22 protein-coding genes are annotated in these 23,207 nt (G+C 51.7%); 18 read left to right on the plus strand and 4 right to left on the minus strand.

Going from position 1 to position 23,207, the window contains the following annotated elements:
• Nucleotides 1–106 precede the first annotated feature (106 nt).
• The 4 genes from JT719_RS01090 to JT719_RS01105 form a co-directional block, all read right to left on the minus strand.
• The gene (locus JT719_RS01090; RefSeq protein ID WP_207430248.1) at nt 107–568 is read right to left on the minus strand and encodes a hypothetical protein; all 462 of its coding nucleotides are present in this window, start codon (nt 566–568) and stop codon (nt 107–109) included.
• Nucleotides 569–726: 158 nt separating this feature from the next.
• Complete coding sequence (locus JT719_RS01095) at nt 727–1,176, minus strand: hypothetical protein (protein WP_207430250.1); 450 nt, start codon at nt 1,174–1,176, stop codon at nt 727–729.
• A 313-nt stretch (nt 1,177–1,489) separates the two neighbouring features.
• A complete protein-coding gene (locus JT719_RS01100) occupies nt 1,490–1,681 on the minus strand; it encodes a cold-shock protein (protein ID WP_207430251.1) in 192 nt (63 codons plus the stop codon).
• A 196-nt stretch (nt 1,682–1,877) separates the two neighbouring features.
• Nucleotides 1,878–4,607, minus strand: coding sequence for a S8 family serine peptidase (locus JT719_RS01105; protein ID WP_207430253.1), 2,730 nt, complete (start codon nt 4,605–4,607; stop codon nt 1,878–1,880).
• Nucleotides 4,608–5,480: 873 nt separating this feature from the next.
• Here JT719_RS01105 and JT719_RS01110 point away from each other — a divergent pair.
• From JT719_RS01110 to pncA, 18 genes are all read left to right on the plus strand, one after another.
• The gene (locus JT719_RS01110) at nt 5,481–5,996 is read left to right on the plus strand and encodes a hypothetical protein (protein WP_207430255.1); all 516 of its coding nucleotides are present in this window, start codon (nt 5,481–5,483) and stop codon (nt 5,994–5,996) included.
• A gap of 305 nt (nt 5,997–6,301) precedes the next feature.
• Nucleotides 6,302–6,886: a TetR/AcrR family transcriptional regulator gene (locus JT719_RS01115; RefSeq protein ID WP_207430257.1), complete on the plus strand. Its 585-nt coding sequence runs from the start codon at nt 6,302–6,304 to the stop codon at nt 6,884–6,886.
• Nucleotides 6,887–6,925: 39 nt separating this feature from the next.
• The gene (paaE, locus tag JT719_RS01120) at nt 6,926–8,002 is read left to right on the plus strand and encodes a 1,2-phenylacetyl-CoA epoxidase subunit PaaE (protein ID WP_207430259.1); all 1,077 of its coding nucleotides are present in this window, start codon (nt 6,926–6,928) and stop codon (nt 8,000–8,002) included.
• A 139-nt stretch (nt 8,003–8,141) separates the two neighbouring features.
• Entirely contained in the window at nt 8,142–9,101 is a 960-nt protein-coding gene (paaA, locus tag JT719_RS01125) for a 1,2-phenylacetyl-CoA epoxidase subunit PaaA (RefSeq protein WP_207430261.1), read from the plus strand.
• Between the two features lie 54 nt (nt 9,102–9,155).
• Complete coding sequence (gene paaB, locus JT719_RS01130; protein ID WP_242693038.1) at nt 9,156–9,440, plus strand: 1,2-phenylacetyl-CoA epoxidase subunit PaaB; 285 nt, start codon at nt 9,156–9,158, stop codon at nt 9,438–9,440.
• A gap of 5 nt (nt 9,441–9,445) precedes the next feature.
• Nucleotides 9,446–10,249 (plus strand): 1,2-phenylacetyl-CoA epoxidase subunit PaaC, encoded by an 804-nt coding sequence (paaC, locus tag JT719_RS01135; RefSeq protein WP_207430265.1) that lies wholly within the window; start codon nt 9,446–9,448, stop codon nt 10,247–10,249.
• A gap of 233 nt (nt 10,250–10,482) precedes the next feature.
• Nucleotides 10,483–10,977, plus strand: coding sequence for a 1,2-phenylacetyl-CoA epoxidase subunit PaaD (gene paaD / locus JT719_RS01140; RefSeq protein ID WP_341350725.1), 495 nt, complete (start codon nt 10,483–10,485; stop codon nt 10,975–10,977).
• Between the two features lie 4 nt (nt 10,978–10,981).
• Nucleotides 10,982–11,767, plus strand: coding sequence for an enoyl-CoA hydratase-related protein (locus JT719_RS01145; protein WP_207430270.1), 786 nt, complete (start codon nt 10,982–10,984; stop codon nt 11,765–11,767).
• Entirely contained in the window at nt 11,764–12,921 is a 1,158-nt protein-coding gene (locus JT719_RS01150; RefSeq protein ID WP_207430272.1) for a 3-hydroxyacyl-CoA dehydrogenase NAD-binding domain-containing protein, read from the plus strand. Before JT719_RS01145 ends, JT719_RS01150 begins: the two co-directional genes overlap by 4 nt.
• Nucleotides 12,922–13,253: 332 nt before the next feature.
• Entirely contained in the window at nt 13,254–14,459 is a 1,206-nt protein-coding gene (gene pcaF, locus JT719_RS01155) for a 3-oxoadipyl-CoA thiolase (RefSeq protein ID WP_207430274.1), read from the plus strand.
• A complete protein-coding gene (locus JT719_RS01160; RefSeq protein WP_207430275.1) occupies nt 14,456–15,052 on the plus strand; it encodes an acyltransferase in 597 nt (198 codons plus the stop codon). The genes pcaF and JT719_RS01160 overlap by 4 nt, the downstream gene beginning before the upstream one ends.
• A gap of 226 nt (nt 15,053–15,278) precedes the next feature.
• Nucleotides 15,279–17,333, plus strand: coding sequence for a phenylacetic acid degradation bifunctional protein PaaZ (gene paaZ, locus JT719_RS01165; RefSeq protein WP_207430277.1), 2,055 nt, complete (start codon nt 15,279–15,281; stop codon nt 17,331–17,333).
• Nucleotides 17,334–17,834: 501 nt separating this feature from the next.
• Nucleotides 17,835–18,602 (plus strand): enoyl-CoA hydratase/isomerase family protein, encoded by a 768-nt coding sequence (locus JT719_RS01170; RefSeq protein ID WP_242693039.1) that lies wholly within the window; start codon nt 17,835–17,837, stop codon nt 18,600–18,602.
• 67 nt (nt 18,603–18,669) lie between these two features.
• Nucleotides 18,670–19,173, plus strand: coding sequence for a GNAT family N-acetyltransferase (locus JT719_RS01175; RefSeq protein WP_207430281.1), 504 nt, complete (start codon nt 18,670–18,672; stop codon nt 19,171–19,173).
• Nucleotides 19,174–19,312: 139 nt separating this feature from the next.
• On the plus strand, nt 19,313–20,404 hold the full coding sequence (gene proB / locus JT719_RS01180) for a glutamate 5-kinase (RefSeq protein ID WP_207430283.1): 1,092 nt from the start codon (nt 19,313–19,315) through the stop codon (nt 20,402–20,404).
• 93 nt (nt 20,405–20,497) lie between these two features.
• Nucleotides 20,498–21,745, plus strand: coding sequence for a glutamate-5-semialdehyde dehydrogenase (locus JT719_RS01185; RefSeq protein ID WP_207430284.1), 1,248 nt, complete (start codon nt 20,498–20,500; stop codon nt 21,743–21,745).
• Between the two features lie 93 nt (nt 21,746–21,838).
• Nucleotides 21,839–22,459 (plus strand): peptidoglycan recognition protein family protein, encoded by a 621-nt coding sequence (locus JT719_RS01190; RefSeq protein WP_242693040.1) that lies wholly within the window; start codon nt 21,839–21,841, stop codon nt 22,457–22,459.
• 129 nt (nt 22,460–22,588) lie between these two features.
• Nucleotides 22,589–23,200 carry a bifunctional nicotinamidase/pyrazinamidase gene (pncA, locus tag JT719_RS01195; RefSeq protein WP_207430286.1) on the plus strand — a complete coding sequence of 204 codons (612 nt, stop codon included), beginning with the start codon at nt 22,589–22,591 and terminating at the stop codon, nt 23,198–23,200.
• The last annotated feature ends 7 nt before the right edge of the window (nt 23,201–23,207 follow it).

The raw sequence follows: 23,207 nt of genomic DNA on the forward strand, positions 1-23,207 counted from the left end.
TCTACAAACCTGCTCCTTTAAGCAATGCTTGAAAGGCGTTTAGAGGTTCTTTTCTGGAAAAGAGGCTGAAAACAGCTGGAGGGAGGAAGCTGAACAAAAGGCAAGGCTACAGATCCTCGTCTTCGTCCTGCGGGATAATACCGGGAGGATTGAACAAGCCCCACCGGTCAACGGTGTAGTTCCAGGGGTCAAAGCTTTGCACCCATTCTATGAAAAGCAGTCGATATTCCTCCACCGCCTCCCTGAGGAGCTCAAAGTAATAAACGTCCTTGAACCCGAACATCTCCAGGCTAACACAATGGGATATGAGGTCGCGGGCCGCTTTCCGGATGAGGGCGGCATTTTCCATGCGCAGGTCATAGAGTTCGGCGGCCTCGGCACTGGCTACCTTTACGGTTAGCTGAGCGGCATCCAGCAACATGTCTTGCTTTAAGGCAAACAGAATCTCGTCTTCTTCCTCAATCAGTTCCCCAATGGTTTCAGAAATGCCCAGGATCTCCCTTCCTTTTTGGTAAAGCAGAAGTTGTTCAGGCACGGTGAAGTCTTCGTTGTCATGTGGTGGCAGCATGGGCAAAGGCTTTTCTTAAATCTACAAAAGAAATCAGAGGAATACTATTGTTTACCCCTTTAGTTCTATGCTGATCCTGCTGATTTTCTGGTTTTTGTAGAGATTTTGGCTGATCGGCTTGCCTTTTGCCCCTTGCCCGAAACAGAACATGAGTTTATTTATTTTAAGCCCTGAACCTTCTGGGTGATTTCCTCAATGACCTCGCCGGTCCAGCGCTCGGCGGTTTCATCCAGCTCTTTAGCTGACCACTCCTCCAGGTAAGATTTCTCCAGCCATTTGGTGTCCTTGTCTGGGCCAACCTCATAAAAGGTGTATTCAAGTTTGAAGACCAGGTCTTTGCTGATGTCAAAGGTATGCATGCCCCCGGCCTGGAAGCCATTCAGCCGCAGCCGTAATCCCATCTGGGGTACGTTCCCGTTTTCCAGGCTGATTTCCTTGTCTGAGGTTGCGTTCCGATCTCGGCTCCAGGTATCTACAATTTTCTCCAATCCAAAATCATCAAACAGCGGGGTTACGTCGGTGAGTTGGCCGTAGATGCGCTCCGCCAGTTGCGGTAAAATCTTGTTGTACAGGTGCAGTAGGGCTTCTTTGTCTTTGGTATGTGGCACTTTGGTAATTCTATTGTAAGTTCCGTTACTCTGTTCCGGCAGAACTTCCTTGCAGAGCCTGTAAGAAAAAAGGCCCTTGGTGGGGAAGTTTGCCTAAGCAAGGTACTAAGAATCCACCTGGATGGTTGTTTTAGGGCTGATTTTCTGAAAATAGCCTTAAATCTTCAACACACTGTGGAAGTTTGAAAAGGAGCAGGAAGGATGCCAATGCTGGGCAAGAGTTATGGTTTGCAGGCATTTTGGATAAGAATGGGCAAAAAAAAGCCTTGCCATGTGGCAAGGCTTTAATCCAATCAATGTCTTTATATAAAGACTAAGCGAGTTTAACGTTTACTGCGTTTAGCCCTTTTCTGCCTTCTTTGAGCTCAAAAGTAACTTCATCGTTCTCTCTGACCTCATCAACCAAACCAGTCACGTGTACAAAGTACTCTTGATTTGAATTGCTGTCTTTAATGAAACCGAAACCTTTTTCAGTATTAAAGAATTTTACTTTACCGTTGTTCATGATATTTAAATTATAAAAGGTACTACCAAGAAAGTAAAAAAATCGTTCAATTGTACCTAAAAATAGTAAAAACTTTCTCCTTATACGTATAAACCCTAGAAAAAGCCGTATAAAAACCTTAACAAGTTTACGGAGTTGAAGAGAAAAAAGGCTAGTTGGGATCAACTAGCCTTTTTTCTTAGGTCTGGTGCTGCAATTACTTGGTTAACACCATTTTATTACTGATCTCTTTTCCTTTGGTACTTACCTTGTACAGGTACGTGCCCGTAGGCAGGCTCTCCGCATGGAAAGGGACAGTGTAAGTGCCAGGTGCTTTTTCCTCTGCTACCAGCGTTCTTACTTTTCCGCCTTTCAGGTTGTACACCTCTACCGTGACAAACCCAGCCTCTTCCAGTGAATAAGAAATAGTGGTGGTACCGCTGAAGGGGTTAGGGTAGGAGTAATTCTTAGCCTTTTCACCCGGGTTTAGCCCTACGGCTGTAGCCGTCACAGACCCTGCAGGAACGGTGGCCGCATTCCAGTTCGTGTGCGTGCGGGTAATGATCACCGCAAATTCTGCCCGGGTAACATCCTGCAAGGGTTTGAAAGTAGCTTTGAGGGTAGGGAATAGGTCAAAAGGGCCTTGGGTAACGGAATAGAAGGCATTGATCAGGTTCAGGTCAAGAGCCAGGCTAACGTAACCTTCCAACCCGGCCGGAATGGAGCCAGCGTCCTCAATCGGGTAAGATTTTCCATCAACGGTTACTACCACGGGTTTGCCATTGCGGGCCAGGGCATACTCCTGATAGCCCAACGCCTGCACCAGGGAGTAAGCTAATTGCGCGCGGTTTACATTGCCGGTAGGGTTGAACTTGCCGGTTGAGGCCGGTTTCATGACTCCCTCAAAGGAATGGGTCCGGTCTCTGAGGGCTGCTCCTTTTGCTACTACAGATTCGGCCAACAATAACTGAGCACCGCTAACATCAGAGAAAGAGGCTGTTCCTGAGGTTGGCACATACTGCCTGATGGCTTGCCCCATGAGCAGGTAATCGGCCAGTTGGATTCGCTTCAGGGTCTCATTGGGTTTATAGCCCGTACTCAAGGCATCTACCAGGCGGGAAGCTACGGCCATTTTAATGGAAGCCTCAGCCGGGTGCCCCGCAATATCTCCTAAACCAGATGTACCGGTTGTCTGGTTGCGGATGAGGGTGCCAAGGATGGTTTCGGGGAAAGCCAGTCCATTCAGCCCTTCGGCTTTCAAGGTCCAGGTGCCTGGTTCCGGGGAGGCCACCGCCATGCCCCGGTCATAGTACAGCGCGAAGGCTAACGGAATGCCAGAGCGGTATTCTTGTCCGCTGGGAGATACCAGAATCAGGTTTACCGGATTGCCGGTCTGGCCTAGCAAACCAGTGGCGTTGAATTTAGCTTCAATGCTGTTGGTACCCGCCGCCACGTTGAAGGTGATCTGGTTGCCCGCGGTGAGGATGGGATTGTAGCTGATGGAGAAGCTTTCAGTCTCAGTAGCGGTATTTACCGTAGCGTTGAATTTTCTGGTATAGTTCAGGTACGCTCCAAAGGCAGTGCTTCTATAAATATGATCAATGGCGGCATAGGCATTCACGTACCCGGCGCCCACTTCCCAGGATTCATGACCTGGCATGTTGGTAGCGGTTTTCTGTAAAATATCCTTCACCTGAGCAGGCGTTAAAGTAGGATTGGCTTCCAGCATTAAGGCCACCACGCCCGCTATGTGCGGAGTAGCCATGGAAGTACCGCTCATGTGGGTGTAGAACGGGAGATGGGCGGGCTCCAACAATTCGGCATCCATCTGGGCGGAAAGAGAAGCCACCGGAGCGATGGCGCGGGTAGACACAACATCAACACCCGGAGCCACAATGGTGGGTCTGTTTTCATACTTCCAGGTTTCGTCGCCTAAGGTAAACGTACCGCCTTCTCCTTTCACTCCCCGGGAGGAGAAATCGGCTAGCTTCCCGAATTTATCACCGGCCCCAACCGAGATTACCCAAGGGGCGATGGCGTACGGGTTATGCGTGTCAGAACCTGGACCTTCGTTGCCGGCGGCAAAGACAGACACAATTCCTAAATCATAGGCTTTCTTAGAGGCGATGTTTACCGGATCAGCCGGATCAAAGTCGCCGCTGGTACCCCAGGAATTACTGATCACTCTGATGCCATACTGGTATTGATGGGTGAGGGCATAATCATAGCCGCCCAGTGCATCCAGGATGAACAAGGCAGCCCCAGATCCATAGCCAATCAAAGTGGCACCCGGCGCGGCACCGGCATACAGGCCATTTGATTTTGCCCCGTTTCCGCCTACAGTACCAGCGCAATGGGTTCCGTGCCCGGAGTTAGTATCGGTATTGGGAACGTTCTCCAGGTAAGTAACGGGCAGGAGGGTAGAAAGAGCGTTCAGGTTGGTAGATCCCATTACATTCTGCACCAGGTGGGTTCCTAATTTGATGTCTTCATGGGTACCATCTACACCGCTGTCGTTGATCATCACGCCCACGCCTTTTCCAGACACGGGCACCCCTTTGTTGCGCGAAATAAAGGTAGGGTCTTTGCGGAGCCGCTGCACCCCGGTAATATGGGTATCATTGTTATTAAAATAGGTAAGCCGCTTGTTCAGGTAAATAGACTTCACGTATGGGCTTTTGGCCAAAGCATTAATTTGCCCTTGGGTAGCCAGTAAACCCGCAATAGGCAGTTGTTTGAAGGTGAGGCCTTTGGTGAGCCCCATAGATTGAAGGAGCTGCAAATGCAGTCCGGAAGGGGCACCCTCTCCATTGAAAGTTACCACCACCTGCACAGGCGTAGTGGCTGACTGTAAAACCTGCAGCAACTGCTTATCCATAATTGCCTGCCCAAAGACACTGCTTCCTACCAGGAAAGCAAGAGCGAAAACACTTAGGATTCTTTTCATAAGGTGTTTGTAGTAGTTTGACATAAAGTGGAATTAGGTGAAAAATAGAAATGGCATTTTCCTAGAAGCTGAAGAACATAGATCATGCAGATTCCAATTGTCAATTGCTACATGGGCCTGATGGCCTAAATAGCTGGTTGTAAGCAACAGAAGTGAAAGGTTAGTCTTGTATTTGTTGAGATTTACTCTCTACCTATGTTATGTAAAATAGGTTATGGAAAGATTATGTTAATCAATAACTAGGATTTTGCTAAGGTTCATTTTAACATTAAAAGCTAGTTATAAGAGGGAGTGGAGGCAGAGTTGATAAAATTTGACTCCTTGATTGAACCTAGACAAGGTGTTATTGCTCAGATGTTGAGCTGTGCAGGATCAGAAAATCACCTAAGAACTTAGAATATTTTGTTGAACACCCTTAGAAGGAACATAGGTGCTGGAATGACATATCTAATATGGATGGACTTCAATCTTAGAGGTTGAAGAAAAAGGAAAAACCTACACCAAGTGAAAAGGAGGCTGAAAACAGATGTTCCATTTAGGGTTAGCGGTAGAAATCCTCTTATGCTACGATGTCCTTTAAGGTGCGTGAGTAAGAAGTAAGTAGGGTTGGAAAGCTCTGGGTAGTTCTAATTGAATCTTTCAAGGATTACTGCGGCCTCAATGGCCATCCTGATATTTGTTCTTCTCTAGTAGGTTAGTCCCTATAGCAAACCTGATCCAATTCTTTGAAGCCATTTTCGGGAAAATGGGGCAAAAACCACTAAAACAAACTAAAATTTTGCACAAGAATGGTTTGTGGGAACAGAATGAAATTTTTTGTAGATTTTGAATCTATATTATAGTTTAGCCTCACAAACCCATAGAAGATTTAATATGAAGAAATTTTTACTCTCTGCTCTGTTCCTCGCTCCCTTGTTTGTAGCCGCTCAGGAGGTGAAAAAGCACCCACAGCCTCAGCCTACGAAAGATGTAAACATATTTGACGTAACCGCTAACAAAACCACTGCCGTTGTCTACGAAACACCGAAAGAATTGCAGGCCAAAATCCAGAAAGAGGCCAGGCTTAAGAAGTGGAACGAAGCGGCAAAGAAAGTAGAGTTGGCTAAAGTGCCCGTAGGGGGCATCTTACAGGTAGATATTGCCCGTTATAACCTGGCGGCAGTAGATGCTAAACTTTTCACCATTTTGGTGTTGGATGCTACTGGCCAGGAAAAAATGAGAACCAAAATCAACAATGCCGTGGTAGCCTCTACTATTGTAGCGGGAGTTTCAGCATACAAGACCTCAGGCCAGTTGGTTTTAGATACGCCCCTGAAAACAGGTGATTCCGTGTTTGTGTTGGATGAGAAAGAAAACAAGCGCTACGAGTTTCTGGTGAAAAACGATTAATCTGATAAATAGCAACATAGTTCTCTTTCAGAATCCCTCTGGTAATTAATACCGGAGGGATTCTTTGTTTTAGAGCCTTAAATCCTTCATAGTTAAGGATTGTGAAATGATCCCCCATTTCTGAAACAAGCCTTATAACCCACACCTAATAAAGATAGTGATCCGTTTAGAGCAATATCACACATAAAAATTCAAACGAACATTTGATTTATTTGCCGCGTTTCCGTATACTTGTTTAAGCAAGCCTTAAATGGGTGCGGGGAGTGTAACACAACCTGAACCTGTTTTGGGGCTGATTTTCGGGAATGATCAAGAAAAAGAAAGACATACGCCGGGAGTTCATTATTGGGGAAGCAGCCAAGCTTTTCAAGCAAAAAGGCTACGGCGGAACCTCTATGCGGGACCTGGCCGAGCAGGTGGGCCTTGATGCCGCCAGCATGTACCATTACATAAAGTCCAAAGACGAGATTCTGCAGGGCATCTGTTTTGACATCGCCAACACCTATGTGTCTCAACTCACCGAGATTGAGAATGCAACCCAGAGTTATTCCCAGAAGCTAAAGGCCTTGGTGCGGCTGCATATTCATCTGATGACCACCAAAGGACCTGAAGTATCGGTGGCGAACAATGAATGGAAGTCTTTGTCTGCGGATGCCTTAACGGAATTTAAAAGCCTGAGGAGCCAGTACGAGAAAAGATTGGCCGCACTCATTGAAGCAGGCGCAGAGGCTGGGGAGTTCCAGCAGGTGAACACCTCCGTAGCCTTGTTTACGCTGCTTTCAGCCATCAGGTGGGTGGAGCTTTGGTGGAAACCAGACAGGGGCATCGCCACCGAAGAACTTGAAAACTCCATCTTAACCATCTTATTCCAGGGGCTGGAGAGAAAATAGGCAGTCCCTAATCCAGCGTTTAGTCCTTGTTTTCAGTAAATGAGCAGATTTCATAAAGTAAGAATAAAGAACATCCACCGGGAAACGCACGACAGCGTGACCGTTACCTTAGACGTGCCCGAGGAGTTGAAAGACACCTTCCGGTACACGCAAGGGCAGTACCTCACGTTTCGGCGGCACCACAACGGCGAAGAGCTTCGGCGTTCGTACTCTATCTGCTCCAGTCCGCTTGAGAACGAATGGAAAGTGGCCATCAAGAAAGTGCCCGAGGGGCGTTTCTCTTCCTTTGCCAACGAGGCGCTGCAGCCCGGCGAGGAACTGGAGGTGATGCCCCCCATGGGCAAGTTCTTTACTCCCTTGCACCCAGAGCAACAGAAGCAATACCTGATGGTAGCGGCCGGCAGCGGCATCACGCCCATACTCTCCATCATCAAAACCGTGCTGCTCGCCGAGCCGAAAAGTCAGGTGCTGTTGCTCTACGGCAACCGCGGCCGCAACACTATCATGTTCAAAGAGGAGATTGAAGGGCTGAAGAACAAGTTCCTGGACCGGTTCAGTCTGTACCACATCCTCAGCCGGGAGCACGGCGATACTGAGCTGCTGTTCGGTCGCATTGACAAACCCAAAACCCAGCTGTTCCTGCAGAAGATCATCAGACCCGAGGAAATTGACGAGTGCTTTATCTGCGGACCCGAGGAAATGATCTTCGGGGCGAAGGAAGCCCTGGAGGAAGCAGGTGTGGCCAGAGAACACATCCATTTTGAGCTGTTCACCACTGGTGAAAGCGACAAAGCCGCTGCACAGCGCAAAGAGCGCCCGGCCGGGGAGGAAGACAAGCTGAGCAAGGTCCAGATCAAGCTGGACGGCCACTACATCAACCTGGAGATGTCGTATTACGGGAACACCATCCTGGATGCCGCCGCCGAAACCGGGGCCGATGTGCCTTATTCGTGCAAAGGCGGCGTGTGCAGCACCTGCAGGGCCAAAGTGCTGGAGGGCCAGGTAGAGATGGACGTGAACTATTCCCTGGAACCCGAGGAAATCGCCGCCGGCTACGTACTCACCTGTCAGGCCCGGCCCTTAACCGAAAGGGTAGTGGTAGATTTTGACCAATAAAGAAGAGTTATAGCTGCTGCCTCTTCAAAGGCCGGTAGCACGTATATACTAAGGATATACTAAGGAGAAAACGGTTTTGGGCCTGAATTTTTAAAATCAGCTTCAAAACCGATGAAAGAAGGAGAAAGAACCATTGCGTATGGAAACCATCGTTGAAAAATCACTGGAAGAGCAGTTTGAGGAGAAGATCGCGAACGAGATCCGCATTGAGCCCAAAGACTGGATGCCCGATCAGTACCGCAAAACCCTGATCCGTCAGATCTCGCAGCACGCCCACTCCGAGATAGTGGGGATGCTGCCCGAAGGAAACTGGATCACCCGCGCCCCTTCGCTCAAGCGCAAAGCCATCCTGCTCTCCAAGGTGCAGGACGAGGCCGGACACGGACTGTACCTCTACAGCGCCGCCGAGACGCTGGGCGCCTCCCGCGACCAGATGATCGCTGATTTGCACTCGGGCAAGGCCAAGTACTCCAGCATCTTCAACTACCCAACTCTTTCCTGGGCCGATATTGGGGCGATTGGATGGTTGGTAGATGGGGCGGCCATCATGAACCAGGTGCCGCTGTGCCGTACCTCGTACGGACCGTACGCCCGGGCCATGGTGCGCGTGTGCAAAGAAGAAAGCTTTCACCAACGCCAGGGTTTCGAGATCATGATGACCCTGTGCAACGGCGCGCCGGCTCAGAAGAAAATGGCGCAGGAGGCCTTCAACCGGTGGTGGTGGCCTACGCTCATGATGTTCGGACCGAAGGACGAGGAATCGCCCAACACCGAGCAGTCCATGCGCTGGAAAATCAAGCGGTTCACCAATGATGAGCTTCGCCAACGCTTCGTAGACATGATGGTGCCTCAGGCCGAGTTCCTGGGCCTCACCGTACCAGACCCTGACCTGAAGTGGAACGAAACCAAAAATGGTTACGACTTCGGCGAGGTTAACTGGGAGGAGTTCTGGAACGTGGTGAAAGGCAACGGCCCCTGCAACAAAGACCGCATCCAGACCCGCGTGAAAGCCCACGAGGAAGGGGCCTGGGTGCGCGAAGCCGCCTTGGCCCACGCCCAGAAACGCGCCCAACGCGAAGCCCAGAAGCAGGAGAAATAACTAAGAGAGGCTTACATTCTCTCATTCACTCAATCACACATTCACTCAATGAACATGCAGAAAGAATGGCCCCTCTGGGAAGTCTTCATCCGGAGCAAACAGGGCCTTGACCATAAACACGTAGGCAGCCTCCACGCCGCCGATGCCGAGATGGCCATCCAGAATGCCCGCGACGTGTACACCCGCCGCATGGAAGGGGTGAGCATCTGGGTGGTGGAGTCAAAGCACATCCACGCCTCCAACCCGGACGAGGCCGAGGCGTTCTTTGACCCCGCCAACGACAAAGTATACCGTCACCCAACGTTTTATGAGGTGCCCGCGGAAATCAAAAACATGTAAGCCGCATGGAATTAGCACATACCACCAATACCGCGGCGCAAAGCTATTCACCTGAACTCCGGGAACTGCTGTTCCAGTACACGCTGCAGTTAGCCGATACCAGCCTCATTTTGGGACACCGTTTGTCTGAGTGGTGCGGTCACGGCCCCATTCTGGAGCAGGACCTTGCCATGGCCAACATCGCGCTGGATTTATTGGGCGAGACTCGCAGCCTATACCAGTACGCCGCCGAACTGGAAGGACAGGGCCGCACCGAGGATGATCTGGCCTTCCTCCGCGAGGCGGTGGAATACCGGAACCCGCTACTGGTAGAGCAACCCAACGGCGACTTCGCCGATACCATCCTGCGCCAGTTCCTGTTTGACGGTTTTCACTACCTTTTGCTGAAACAGCTCCAAAACTGCCCTGACAAACGGCTTGCGGCCATTGCCACTAAGTCGTTCAAGGAAGCCAGTTACCATCTCAAATGGAGCTCAGAATGGGTCATCCGCTTGGGCGACGGCACCGAAGAAAGCAAGCACCGCATAGAGAAAGCCTTAGACCATCTCTGGCGGTATTCCGGGGAGTTGTTCCAAATGACACCGGTAGAGCAGGAACTGCACAAAGCCGGCTTCATTCCAGATTACGCTCAGCTCAAGCAGCAATGGGATGAGCACGTGGCCAAGGTCTTTGCCGAAGCTACCCTGGAAGTGCCTAAGAACGTGTTCATGCAACTAGGCGGAAAAACCGGCCTGCACACTGAACATCTGGGCTATTTGTTGGCTGAACTGCAGTATCTGCAACGCGCCTACCCGGGCTTGGAATGGTAAGCTTTTCCCTCGCTCGCCTCCGGCGAGTGTGTGTTACCTTGCGGCCTCTGGCCGCGTTGCGTATCATCTTGATACTAAAGCGGCGGGACGCCGCCCCATAACCCACACTCGCCAGAGGCGAGCGAGGAATATGAAATCAAGCAAAAGGGGCTTTAGGCCTATTTTTCTGAAAACTGCCTTAAATCTAAACTAGAAAAGTCTTGTGTCTTGATACCTGATACGTGCTACCTAAAGTGACAACCCAAGAAGAAAACATCTGGCGTTTGCTGGAAGAGGTCTGCGACCCTGAGATTCCGGTGCTCAGCATCCTGGACTTGGGCGTGCTGCGGCATGTACAGGTGCGGGAAGACGGGCAGGTGCAGGTAACCATCACGCCCACGTACTCGGGTTGCCCCGCCATGAATACTATTGCGGCCGATGTAAAGCTGAAACTGCTTGCAGAAGGGTACCCAAATGTACAGGTTGACTTGCAGTTGAGCCCCGCCTGGACCACCGATTGGCTCTCCGAGGAAGGGAAACAGAGACTGGAAGCTTACGGCATAGCGCCCCCGGTAGAACCCAACGGCGACATTCATGCGCTGTTCGGGCGAGATACCACGGTGCGGTGCCCGCTATGTCAATCAGAAAATACCAGACTGGTGAGTCAGTTTAGCTCCACGGCTTGTAAAGCCATGTACCAGTGCCAGGAATGCCTGGAGCCGTTCGACTACTTTAAGTGCCTCAAATAAAACTATGAACAACACAGATACTATCCAGTACCGTCTGGAGAACGGAGTAGCCACCATCACCCTCAACCGGCCAAGCGTTTACAACAGCTTCAACCGGGAAATGGCCCTGGCCCTGCAGGATTGTTTGCGGGAGTGCCAGCAAAACGATGAGGTGCGGGCGGTGCTTTTGACCGGAGCCGGCAAAGCTTTCTGCGCCGGGCAGGACCTGGCCGAAGCCAGCGGCCCCGAGAGCTTGGAAATCTCCCAGATTGTGGTGCAGCACTACAACCCCATTGTGCTGTTGATCCGCGAGCTCCAGAAGCCGGTAGTAGCGGCCGTAAACGGAGTGGCCGCCGGGGCCGGAGCCAACCTCGCCTTGGCCTGTGACATTGTGGTGGCCAAGGAATCTGCCTCGTTTATCCAGGCCTTCAGTAAAATCGGTTTGATCCCCGACAGCGCCGGTACCTTCTTTCTGCCCCGGCTTATCGGGCTACAGCGTGCTACTGCCCTCATGATGACCGGCGAAAAGGTTAGTGCCCCTGAAGCAGCCACAATGGGCATGATCTACAAAGCTCTTTCTGATGAATCTTTTGATGCAGAAGTAACCCAACTGGTGCAGAAACTGGCCCAGATGCCTACCAAAGGTTTTGCCTATACTAAAGCACTGCTGAACCAGACGTTCCAGAATAGCCTGGAGGAGCAACTGGAGCAGGAAGCCGTGTACCAGCAGAAAGCCGGCCAAACCGCTGACTTCAAAGAAGGCGTGGAGGCATTCATTCAGAAACGCACCCCAAATTTCACCGGCCAATGAGAATAGGAATCATCGGGAGCGGAGCCATGGGAGCGGGTATTGCCCAGGTTGTTGCCACGGCGGGGCACCAGGTGCATTTGCTGGACAAGAACAGCAAGGCCTTGGAGCGCGCGAAACAGGGCATCCAAACGGGTTTAGAGAAACTTGCTTCCAAAGGAAAGTTAACGGAAGAGCAGGCCCAACGCATTTTCGGGAGCATCAATTTTACGGAGGTATACCAGGATTTCGGCGATTGTGACTTGGTGCTGGAGGCCGTGGTGGAGGACCTGGAGGTAAAGCAGAACTTGTTCCGGGAAGTAGAAATGATTGTAAAACAGGAATGTATCCTGGCAACCAATACCTCGTCCCTTTCAATAGCCGCTATTGCCTCGGCGTGTGAAAGGCCTGAACGGTTCATTGGGATTCACTTCTTTAACCCAGCCCCGCTTATGCCGTTGGTGGAGATTATTCCGGCGGTACAGAGCCGTACTGGATTGGCCGAGGAAATCAAACAACTGGTGAAATCCTGGGGCAAAGTGCCCGTGTTGGTGAAAGACACGCCCGGGTTTATCGTGAACCGGGTAGCGCGGCCCTTCTACGGAGAGGCCATCCGGTTGCTGGAAGAGGGAGTGGCAGATGTTGCAACCATTGACTGGGCCATGACTGAACTGGGCGGCTTCAAAATGGGACCTTTCACCCTTATGGATTTTATTGGGCACGACGTTAATTACCGGGTAACCGAATCGGTGTTTACTGCCTTCTTTTTTGATCCGAGGTATAAACCGTCCTTCACGCAAAAGCGCCTGTTTGAAGCCGGGTTCTTCGGCCGGAAGTCAAGCAGAGGCTTCTATGATTACCGCGAAGGTGCTCTGGCACCTGAACCGTTCAGAGACGAAAAACTAGGCCAATACATCCTCAACCGAATTCTGGTCATGCTCATCAACGAAGCCGTTGATGCATTGGCACTGAACGTGGCTTCCAAAGAAGACCTGGAACTAGCCATGACCAAAGGCGTGAACTACCCCAAAGGACTCTTGGCCTGGGCCGATGAATTTGGCTTAGAAAAAGTGCTTTCTACCTTAGACGGCCTCTACCACGAGTACCACGAAGACCGCTACCGTGCCAGCCCCTTGCTTCGGAAAATGGTGCGGGAGGGAAAGCATTTCTTTAGGTAATTGGGATTAAGCTAATTTAGAGCTGGTGAGCGATTTAAGGCTACTTTCCAGAAATTAGGGTTGAATCATATGCTTCCCTCGCTCGCCTCCGGCGAGTGTGCGTAATAGGGCGGCCTCTGGCCGCTTTGCTAAATACAAGGGAAGAAATAAAAGCGGCGGGACGCCGCACCTTAACGCACACTCGCCAGAGGCGAGCGAGGGTTTATATAGGAAGTACCCGCATTTAGTAAGGTCTAGATGTTACTTCTGGTCCCTTGAACAGAGCATAAAATAACTTAAAGCCGTACTTTAATTCATCAACTTTAAAGTAGGTGTAAACATATATAGAATAAATGAACCAAGCCTATATAGTTGACGGTATCCGCACCCCCATCGGGAATCTGGGAGGTGCTTTGGCGCCGGTGCGTCCCGATGACATGGCAGCCCAGGTGATCAGGGAATTGATGCGCCGGAACCCCTCTGCTGATCCTGCTGCAGTGGCCGACGTGCTTCTGGGTTGCGCGAACCAAGCTGGCGAAGACAATCGCAATGTAGCCCGTATGTCGCTGTTATTAGCCGGGTTGCCCTTTGAAGTACCCGGAGAGACAGTGAACCGTCTTTGCGCTTCGGGCTTAACGGCAGCAGTTGCTGCAGCCAGAGCCATTCAGTGCGGCGATGGAGACTTGTTTGTGGCTGGTGGCGTAGAGAGTATGACGCGTGCGCCCTGGGTGATTTCCAAGGCCAGCACCCCCTTCGGGCGAGATGCGCAGATGTTTGATTCCAGCTTTGGGTGGCGGTTTGTGAACCCCAAGCTGCACGAACTGTTCGGCACTGATGGCATGGGCGAGACCGCTGAGAACCTGGCCCGCCGCGAGGGAATCACCCGCGAAGACCAGGACGCTTTTGCTGTTTGGTCGCAACAAAAAGCATACCAGGCACAGCAATCCGGTCGGTTAGCCGAAGAAATCATACCGGTTACAATTCCCCAGAAGAAGGGAGATCCTAACGTAGTTTCTCAGGACGAATTCCTGAAACCCGCCACATCCCTGGAAGGATTGGCCAAGCTGAAACCGGCGTTCCACAAAGAGGGCACGGTGACGGCAGGCAACGCCTCGGGATTGAACGACGGGGCCGCGGCGCTGTTGCTTTCCTCCGAGGAAGGCCTTAAGAAGTACAACCTGATTCCGAAAGCCCGCTATGTGTCTATGGGAGTGTCTGGTGTAGAACCTAAGTTCATGGGCTTCGGTCCGGTACCCGCCACTCAACAGGCCCTCAAAAGAGCCGGACTTACCTTGAACGACATCGACCTGATTGAAATCAACGAAGCCTTTGCCTCGCAGGTGCTGGCCTGCACCCGTGGGTTGGGCTTAGAGGACCAGGACCCTCGCATCAACCCGAACGGTGGCGCCATTGCCTTGGGCCACCCACTGGGCATGAGTGGAGCCAGAATCCTGAACTCGGCGACAATTGAGCTGCATAAACAGAACAAACGCTATGCCTTGGTCACCATGTGCGTGGGTGTGGGACAGGGCTATGCCGCCATTATTGAACGGGTATGATCTACGAGTTCAACGGCTATATTCCGGTGGTGCATGAGACCGCCTTTGTGCACCCGCAAGCCGCAGTGACGGGCAACGTCATCATCGGGAAGAACGTGTACATCGGGCCGGGAGCCGCCATCCGCGGAGATTGGGGAGAGATCATCATTGAAGACAACTGCAACGTACAGGAGAACTGCACCCTGCACATGTTCCCCGGCACCACGGTGCACCTGAAGGAAATGGCGCACATCGGGCACGGTGCCATCATCCACGGCGCAACCATCGGCCGCAATGTGCTGGTGGGCATGAACGCCGTGATTATGGACAGGGTAGAAGTAGGCGATGAAAGCGTGGTAGGAGCCCTCTGTTTTATCCGGGCCGATGAGAAGATTCCGCCTCGCAGCGTGGTAGTGGGCAATCCGCACAAGATCGTGAAAGAGGTAACTGACGAAATGTTGGCCTGGAAAACCGAAGGCACCCAGGTCTACATGCAACTGCCCGCTGACCTGCACGCCACCCTGAAGCCTTGTGAACCGCTCCGCGAAGTTCCTGAGAATAGAAAGAAGCAGGCGGTTAGCTACAAGACTTGGAACGAGACGAAAGCACAGTAACACTAAGCTGGTGTTTCAGGCCTGTTTTCCTGAAAATTGAGCTAAAATGGAATGACACGGTTCTTGGTTCGGCACCTTAAATGACCTTGATCATCTGTTTCTACAGTTTGCCACAAGATCCTTTCAGGATGACAACAGGGTAAGAAAGTATGAATGCAGGAAAAGGTTTATTGCACCTAACTACCAAACACAAACAACTAACAACCAGTAACTAACAACTACACATATGACCGCTAAACTGCAGAACTTCGCCATGGGGCAGTGGACGCCCGGCTCTGGGCCGGAAACTGAGATCCTGGACGCGGTAACCGGGGAACTGATCTGCCTGGCGCACCCGGGTGGGATGGATTTTGAGGGCATGATGCAGTACGCCCGCAGCAAGGGGAACAAAGCCCTGCGCAAAATGACGTTCCAGGAGCGGGGTCGCATGCTCAAAGCCCTGGCGCTGTACCTCACCGAGCGCAAAGAAGATTTCTATAAACTCAGCTATCGCACCGGAGCGACCCGCGCCGACAGTTGGGTGGACATTGAAGGCGGCATCGGGAATTTGTTTGCTTATGCCTCTTTGCGCCGGCAGTTCCCCGATAAGCCGTACTATGTGGAGGATGAACCGGTGGGCTTGTCGAAGGGCGGTACGTTCATTGGGCATCACCTGCTGGTGCCCAAAGAGGGCGTGGCGGTGCACATTAACGCCTACAACTTCCCGGTATGGGGCATGCTGGAAAAGATTGCCGTGAATTTACTGGCCGGGATGCCCGCCATTGTGAAGCCTGCCACCATCACGGCGTTCCTCACCGAGGCCGTGGTGCGGGAAATCATCAACTCCGGCTTGCTGCCCGAGGGGGCTCTGCAACTGGTTACCGGTACCGGCGAAGGCATTCTGGACCACGTGACGTATCAGGATGTGGTGACGTTCACCGGCTCGGCTAAAACCGGGCGCATGCTCAAGTCGCATCCCAGACTCATTGAAGAAGCCGTGCCGTTCACCATGGAAGCCGATTCCCTGAACAGCGCGGTATTGGGCGAAGATGCGGTGCCCGGCACCCCGGAGTTCGATCTGTTCATCAAGGAAATCCGGAAGGAAATCACCTCCAAGGCCGGGCAGAAATGTACCGCTATTCGTCGGGCGCTGGTGCCGGAAAAGCTGGTGGAAGACGTGCAGATTGCCTTGGGAAGGGAATTAGCCAAAACCACCATCGGGAATCCTCTTGCCGAAGGCGTGCGAATGGGTTCTTTGGTGGGACGGGAGCAACTCCAAAAACTGAAAGACCAAGTGGCGCAACTGGCGCGGCAAACGCCTATCATTTACGGAGATCTGGACAAAGTGGAACTGGTAGGAGCCGATGCGCAGAAAGGCGCGTTTATCTCACCCATCGTGATGCTGAACCAGGATCCGTTCCGCTACACCGATACCCACGAGGTGGAAGCCTTCGGGCCGGTGGCCACGATCATACCTTATAAAACCTTGGATGAAGCCATTGAATTGACCAAAATGGGCAAGGGTTCTTTGGTGTCTTCCATCGCCACCGCTGATGCCGCCATTGCCCAGGAATTTGCAATTGGGGCTGCCACGCACCACGGCCGTATTTTGGTCCTGAACAACGACTGTGCCCGTGAAAGCACCGGCCACGGGTCACCCATGCCTATGCTCATCCACGGTGGTCCGGGTAGGGCAGGCGGCGGCGAAGAAATGGGCGGCGTACGCGGCGTAAAACACTTCATGCAACGGGTAGCTATCCAGGGTTCGCCCACCATGATCACGGCCATCACCGGCGTTTATCAGCAAGGCGCTAAGCAGATTGAGAAAGATGTGCATCCTTTCCGGAAGCACTTTGAGGAATTGGAGATCTCCGAAACCTGGGTCACGCACAAGCACACCGTTACCGAGGCTGATATTGCCAACTTCGCCAATGTTTCCGGGGACCATTTCTACGCCCACGTAGACGCTACCTCGCTGGAAGGAACGCTTTTCACTGGTCGGGTGGTGCACGGCTATTACATCCTTTCCAAAGCCGCTGGTATGTTCGTGGACCCAAAGAAAGGGCCCGTGCTGCTGAACTACGGGCTGGAAAGTTGCCGCTTCACCAAACCCGTGTACCCCGGCATGACCATTGGGGTGAAGCTGACGGTGAAAGAGAAGATTGGGCAGGAGAAACGCAGCGAAGAAGACATAGCCAAAGGCATCGTGAAATGGCTGGTAGACGTCTATGATGAAACCGGCGAGACTGTGGCTATTGCCACCATCATGACCATGGTGAAGAAGCTGAACCAGGATAGTTAATTGCTGAATTGCTTATTGTTATTTGCTTTCAGGTAAAGCCACTATGGCGCGGAAGTTACTTCCGTGACTTTCTTGGCATATAGCCATCTTTTAAAACACGTCCTTGAATCAACTTTTAAAACTATCCTCTAAAACAAATTTTGATGTCTACTCCCTCTTTGTCATCCTGAAAGGATCTTGTGAGCGAACTAGAAAACCGTTTAGCAAGCCTCACTACCGGTTGCACCAAGATCCTTTCAGGATGACAGAGTAGAGAGGGTAGTATTATCATGTTGAAACTATTTTTGCACTGTTTTCTGATATTAAGCACTATAACTTAAGTACCCTCTATGGCGCGGAAGTAACTTCCGCGCCATAGGAGCCATAGCAGGCCATAGTAGCCTAGAAAAAGTACAAGTCTGTTTAAGGGGTGTTTTCCTGAAAACAGCTTTAAAACAGAATACCAGAAGCTACCCATAAACGCTGCTTCTGTAAATGAATCCCGCTAACCCAAGTAAAACTATGACTGAGACAGGTAAAGTTGAGTTTACCGTGAACGAAGCCGGAGTAGGCACCATATCATTTTTCCATCCGTCGCATAACTCCTTGCCGGGTGCACTTTTACAGCAACTTGCTTCTACCATCACGCAAGCTGGAACCCATGACCAGGTAAAAGTAATTGTGCTCAGGAGTGAGGGCGAGCGTACGTTTTGCGCGGGAGCCAGTTTTGACGAGCTTATCGCCATTCAGGACAAAGAACAGGGACTGGAGTTTTTCTCCGGCTTCGCGAAGGTGATCAATGCCTGCCGTACGTGCCCTAAGATAATTATAAGCCGGGTGCAGGGCAAAGCCATTGGCGGGGGCGTGGGCGTAACCGCGGCAACGGATTACTGTTTCGCCACGCAGTTTGCCTCGGTGAAGCTGAGCGAGATTGCCGTGGGCATAGGTCCGTTTGTGGTGGGTCCGGCGGTGGAGCGTAAAATAGGGCTATCGGCTTTCTCCCAATTGGCTTTGGATGCCACTGAATTCAGGTCGGCGGAATGGGCGAAGGAGAAAGGACTTTATGCCGAGGTGTTTGAAACCGTGGAGGAAATGGATGCCGCCGTAGAAGCGTTTTCCTTAAAGCTGGCTTCTTACAACCCAGATGCCCTGAAAGCTCTCAAAGAAGTGTTCTGGCAAGGTACCGAACATTGGGATCAATTGCTGGTAGAACGGGCTGGCATCAGCGGTACGTTGGTGTTGTCTGACTTTACGCGTACTTTCATCCAAAGCTTTAAGAAAAAGGTGTAATAAAGGTTGTACTCAATTATTTACACCTCCTTTTGAATATCGATCAACTCTCATCTCATTTCAGTCAATGGCATCCTCCGGCGTTTCTCTTGATGATATCAGCATCCGTACCTATTTGCAGTCGGGAGACTTAGGTTATGTGATCTACCTGCATGGCCTGTTGTACCGGCAGGAATTTGGGTATAGCCTTGCCTTTGAAGCGTACGTGGCAATGGGGCTGCATGAATTTCATCAGCAGTACACAGATGACCGCAACCGGGTTTGGGTGGCAGAACACAATGGTAAAATGATTGGGTTTCTGTTGCTGATGGACCGGGGTGAGTGGGCGCAGCTGCGGTATTTCATTCTTACTCCCGGCTTCCGCGGCATGGGGTTAGGAAGAAAACTCATGGGTCATGCCATGGACTTCCTGACGGAGGCAGGCTACCAAAAGGCCTACCTCTGGACCACCCATGAACAGACCACGGCCATTAAGATGTACCAGCGTTTCGGGTTTGTGTTAAGCGAGGAAAGGGAATCATCTGACTTTGGGAAAACCTTGCGTCAGCAGCGGTATGATCTGCTGCTCTGAGCGGAAATCCTACCCAAACGTATCTTGTCTATCGGCTGGTGTTTTGCTGCTTTCAAGCTAAAAAGACGAAATCTTTTCAAAACTGTAGGGGAAATGAGCAGAATCCTTTAAAATTACCCTTTCAGATGCAGGAAAGAGTATGGCGTTCCTTTACAACAGAATCATAGTTAAGATTGGCTCCAATGTGCTCACGCAGGAAAACGGCCTGCCCGATGAAGCCCGCTTGCAGCATTTGGTTGACCAGATTTCATCCCTTAAAAAGCAGGGCAAGGAGGTTATTGTGGTGTCTTCCGGGGCGGTGGCTTCGGGCCGAAGTCTCATTCGCATACCTGACAAAACCGATGCCGTGAGTGCCCGCCAGTTATTGGCCTCGGTGGGGCAGGTGAAACTGATCAACAGCTATTCTGCTTTGTTCAGTCAGCACCAACTGGTGTGCGCGCAGGTGTTGGTCACCAAAGAAGATTTCCGGGACCGGGGCCATTACCTGAACATGAAGAACTGTTTCCAGGTGCTGCTGCAGAACAACGTCATTCCCATCGTGAACGAGAACGACGTGATCTCGGTCACCGAACTCATGTTCACCGATAACGACGAACTGGCCGGGCTAATCGCCTCCATGCTGAACGCCGATGCCCTGCTGATTCTGAGCAACGTGAACGGCATCTACAACGGCGACCCCAAAGATCCCGCCAGCCAGGTCATTCCCGAGATCGATTCCTCTACCACTGGTTTCTCTTCGTTTGTCACCACCCAGCGTTCACAGTTCGGGCGCGGTGGAATGATCACCAAATGCCACATGGCCCGCAAAGTGGCGCAACTGGGCATTGCGGTGCACATTGCCAATGGCAAAACGGAGAACGTGCTGCTGAAGCAACTCAACCAGGAACTGGAACACACCCGGTTCATTCCTGATAAAACCGCTTCGGGCAAGAAGAAATGGATTGCGCATTCCGGCACCTTCGCCAAGGGCGTGGTCCAGATCAACGAAGGCGCCAAAGTGGCCCTTTGTCGATCTGAGAAAGCCATCAGCCTGCTGCCGGTGGGCGTGCTGCAGATTCAGGGCGAGTTCCAGAAAGGCGACATCGTGAAGCTGGTGGATGAGCAGAACCAACAGGTGGGGTTTGGAATTGCCGAGTATGGCTCAGACAAAGCCCTGGAACGGCTGGGCGCGCAGAAACAGAAGCCGCTGGTGCACTATGATTACCTCTTTCTGAACCCCGAAACAGTTTAGAATCGCAGCCCTGTTTTTGACCAGTTTTTTGGGAAACGCGGCTAAAACCGTTACGGCCAATTCAATTCCCATCACCCATTCAACGCATAGAAGGTGGAATACCAAGACCTATTTAAACGTACCCAAACCGCCAGCCGTACGCTGGGACTTCTTTCTGCCGAAAAGGTGAACGAAGTGCTGCGCGAGGTTGCCGCCGCTGCTCTGAGCCAAACCGATTATATTATAGCGGAGAACGAAAAGGATTTGGACCGCATGGACACGGCTGATCCCAAGTATGACCGTCTGAAACTGACGCCTGGTCGCCTGCAGGATATTGCCAGAGACATAGAGAATGTGGCTGATCTGGATTCCCCTTTGAATCAAGTTCTGCTGCAGAAAGAGCTACCTAATGGTTTATCAATCAAAAAGGTACGGGTGCCTTTGGGAGTAGTGGGCGTGATCTACGAGGCCCGACCCAATGTAACGTTTGATGTCTTTTCCCTCTGTTTTAAAACCGGAAACGCTTGTTTGTTGAAAGGCGGCAGCGATGCTGATTTTTCTAACAGAGCCATTATTTCCGTCATACATCAGGTGCTGGAAAAACATGGGCTGGATGCCTCCGTGGCTATCTTGCTTCCTGCCGAGCGCGCCGCCACCGAGGCTTTGCTGAACGCCATCGGGTACGTGGATGTGCTCATTCCCCGGGGCAGCCAATCGTTGATAGATTTTGTGCGGCAGAACGCCAAAGTACCCGTGATCGAAACCGGGGCCGGAATTGTGCATACCTATTTTGATGCCTCCGCTGATCTGGAGAAAGGCCGGAAAGTCATTCACAACGCCAAAACCCGCCGCGTGAGCGTCTGCAATGCCTTAGACTGTCTGCTGGTGCACCAGAGCCGTTTGCCTGATTTGCCTGCTCTGCTTTCTTCCCTCGCTGAGTCTCAGGTAGAGGTTTTTGCGGATGCTCCGGCTCATGAGGTCTTAAAGAATTATTACCCGGCTAACCTGCTGCACCAGGCCCAGGAAGAGCATTTCGGGTCGGAGTTTCTTTCTATGAAAATGGCCGTGAAAACGGTGCCAGATGTAAATGCAGCCCTGGAGCACATTGCCCGTTACAGCTCCAAACACAGCGAAGCCATCTTGTCTGAAGACCCTGCCGCCATTGAAAGATTTCTGAATGCCGTAGATGCCGCCGCCGTGTATGCCAATACCTCTACCGCCTTCACAGATGGCGCACAGTTTGGTTTGGGAGCCGAAATTGGCATCAGCACCCAGAAACTGCACGCCCGAGGGCCAATGGGCCTGGAGGAACTGACCAGCTATAAATGGGTGGTGCGGGGAGATGGGCAGGTGCGAGGCTGATTTTATCTCTTTTTGGTCTGTTTAGCGCAAACACCCTTGAAACAAAACTTCAATTAAACTATGAAATGGCGGGAGCCAAACCCCTTCACCTGAATGTCTAAGAAAAAACAAGTACTCTGCCTTTCCCTCGGATTGCTCCTGTTTGGGGCGTGTCAATCAGCCAAAACGGTTTCCTTGCCCAAAGGAATTCCGGTAGTCACCAGAGCGCAGTGGGGAGCTATGAACCCGTTGCTGCCCATGAAAACCCACGTGCCGCAGAAAATCACCATCCACCACACGGCCACTAAGCAAAATGCCTCCCGTACGGTGCAGGAGAAACTGAAGTCGCTTCAGAAGTTTTCGATGGAGCGGAGCCCTCTTTCAGATGGTCGCATCAAAGAACCCTGGGCCGATGTGCCGTACCATTTTTACATCGCGGTGGATGGTACCATTGGCGAAGGCCGGCAGCTGCAATACGTGGGCGATTCAAACACGCCCTATGACCCCACCGGTCACGTGCTGATTGTGCTGGAAGGGAATTTCCAGAACGAGAAAGTCTCAGAGGCGCAACTTCAAAGTTTAAAGAGCCTTTCGCTGGCTGTTGCCAAACGCTGGAAGATTTCCGGAGACAACATCTCAGGCCACAAAGACAATGCTACTACCGCTTGCCCCGGGGAGGACCTGTACCAATTACTGCCCCAGCTTCGGGAGATGATTAACAGAGGCAGTATCTGAAGGGCAGTTCTAGCTTAATTCTGGCAAAACAGACCTAAACCCGAGGAGCCTCGGCCAGTAGGTTTTGTCCCGTTTTCTCCTTTTCCCGTATTCACTCAATCATTCAACCACTCAATCACTCATTACCACATGGAAGCGCTTCTGCTCATAGACATACAAAACGATTTTATTCCCGGTGGTGCCCTGGCGGTGCCCGAGGGCGATGCCGTAGTTCCTATTGCCAATGCCTTGCAGCCCCAGTTTGATCTGGTGGTAGCCACCCAGGACTGGCACCCCAGCAACCACAAAAGCTTTGCCTCCCAGCACGAGGGTAAGAAGCTGTTTGAAACAACGCAACTGCAGGGCCTGGATCAGGTCTTATGGCCCGATCATTGCGTGCAAGGCACCGCAGGAGCGGAGTTTTCCCCGGAGCTGGAGATGAGTCGGGTAGAAGCCATCTTCCGGAAAGGTACCGATCCTGAGATTGATTCCTACAGCGGCTTCTATGACAACGGACACCTGAAATCTACGGCCCTGGCCGAATACCTGCGCGGAAAAGGAGTGAATGAAGTGTATCTGGTAGGATTAGCCGCCGATTTCTGCGTGTACTTCACTGCGCTTGACGCTTTAAAGGAAGGGTTTCCCACTTACTTTATTGAAGATGCCACCCGGGCCATCAGCGCCGAAGGATTCGAGAAAGCCAAAGCCGATATGATCAGGAAAGGCGGGCAGGTGATTCAGAGCGCCCAGCTTCTTTCTTAGTTACACT

This window comes from Sabulibacter ruber, assembly GCF_017355955.1.
In the GTDB taxonomy this organism is placed as follows: domain Bacteria; phylum Bacteroidota; class Bacteroidia; order Cytophagales; family Hymenobacteraceae; genus Nibribacter; species Nibribacter ruber_A.

Bases quoted from the DNA above. Each gene is read 5' to 3' on its own strand.
- JT719_RS01090 (WP_207430248.1), bottom strand. From the start codon at position 568: ATGCTGCCACCACATGACAACGAAGACTTCACCGTGCCTGAACAACTT.
- JT719_RS01100 (WP_207430251.1), bottom strand. From the start codon at position 1,681: ATGAACAACGGTAAAGTAAAATTCTTTAATACTGAAAAAGGTTTCGGT.
- JT719_RS01105 (WP_207430253.1), bottom strand. From the start codon at position 4,607: ATGAAAAGAATCCTAAGTGTTTTCGCTCTTGCTTTCCTGGTAGGAAGC.
- JT719_RS01110 (WP_207430255.1), top strand. From the start codon at position 5,481: ATGAAGAAATTTTTACTCTCTGCTCTGTTCCTCGCTCCCTTGTTTGTA.
- JT719_RS01115 (WP_207430257.1), top strand. From the start codon at position 6,302: ATGATCAAGAAAAAGAAAGACATACGCCGGGAGTTCATTATTGGGGAA.
- paaE (WP_207430259.1), top strand. From the start codon at position 6,926: ATGAGCAGATTTCATAAAGTAAGAATAAAGAACATCCACCGGGAAACG.
- paaA (WP_207430261.1), top strand. From the start codon at position 8,142: ATGGAAACCATCGTTGAAAAATCACTGGAAGAGCAGTTTGAGGAGAAG.
- paaB (WP_242693038.1), top strand. From the start codon at position 9,156: ATGCAGAAAGAATGGCCCCTCTGGGAAGTCTTCATCCGGAGCAAACAG.
- paaC (WP_207430265.1), top strand. From the start codon at position 9,446: ATGGAATTAGCACATACCACCAATACCGCGGCGCAAAGCTATTCACCT.
- JT719_RS01145 (WP_207430270.1), top strand. From the start codon at position 10,982: ATGAACAACACAGATACTATCCAGTACCGTCTGGAGAACGGAGTAGCC.
- JT719_RS01150 (WP_207430272.1), top strand. From the start codon at position 11,764: ATGAGAATAGGAATCATCGGGAGCGGAGCCATGGGAGCGGGTATTGCC.
- pcaF (WP_207430274.1), top strand. From the start codon at position 13,254: ATGAACCAAGCCTATATAGTTGACGGTATCCGCACCCCCATCGGGAAT.
- JT719_RS01160 (WP_207430275.1), top strand. From the start codon at position 14,456: ATGATCTACGAGTTCAACGGCTATATTCCGGTGGTGCATGAGACCGCC.
- paaZ (WP_207430277.1), top strand. From the start codon at position 15,279: ATGACCGCTAAACTGCAGAACTTCGCCATGGGGCAGTGGACGCCCGGC.
- JT719_RS01170 (WP_242693039.1), top strand. From the start codon at position 17,835: ATGACTGAGACAGGTAAAGTTGAGTTTACCGTGAACGAAGCCGGAGTA.
- JT719_RS01175 (WP_207430281.1), top strand. From the start codon at position 18,670: ATGGCATCCTCCGGCGTTTCTCTTGATGATATCAGCATCCGTACCTAT.
- proB (WP_207430283.1), top strand. From the start codon at position 19,313: ATGGCGTTCCTTTACAACAGAATCATAGTTAAGATTGGCTCCAATGTG.
- JT719_RS01190 (WP_242693040.1), top strand. From the start codon at position 21,839: ATGTCTAAGAAAAAACAAGTACTCTGCCTTTCCCTCGGATTGCTCCTG.
- pncA (WP_207430286.1), top strand. From the start codon at position 22,589: ATGGAAGCGCTTCTGCTCATAGACATACAAAACGATTTTATTCCCGGT.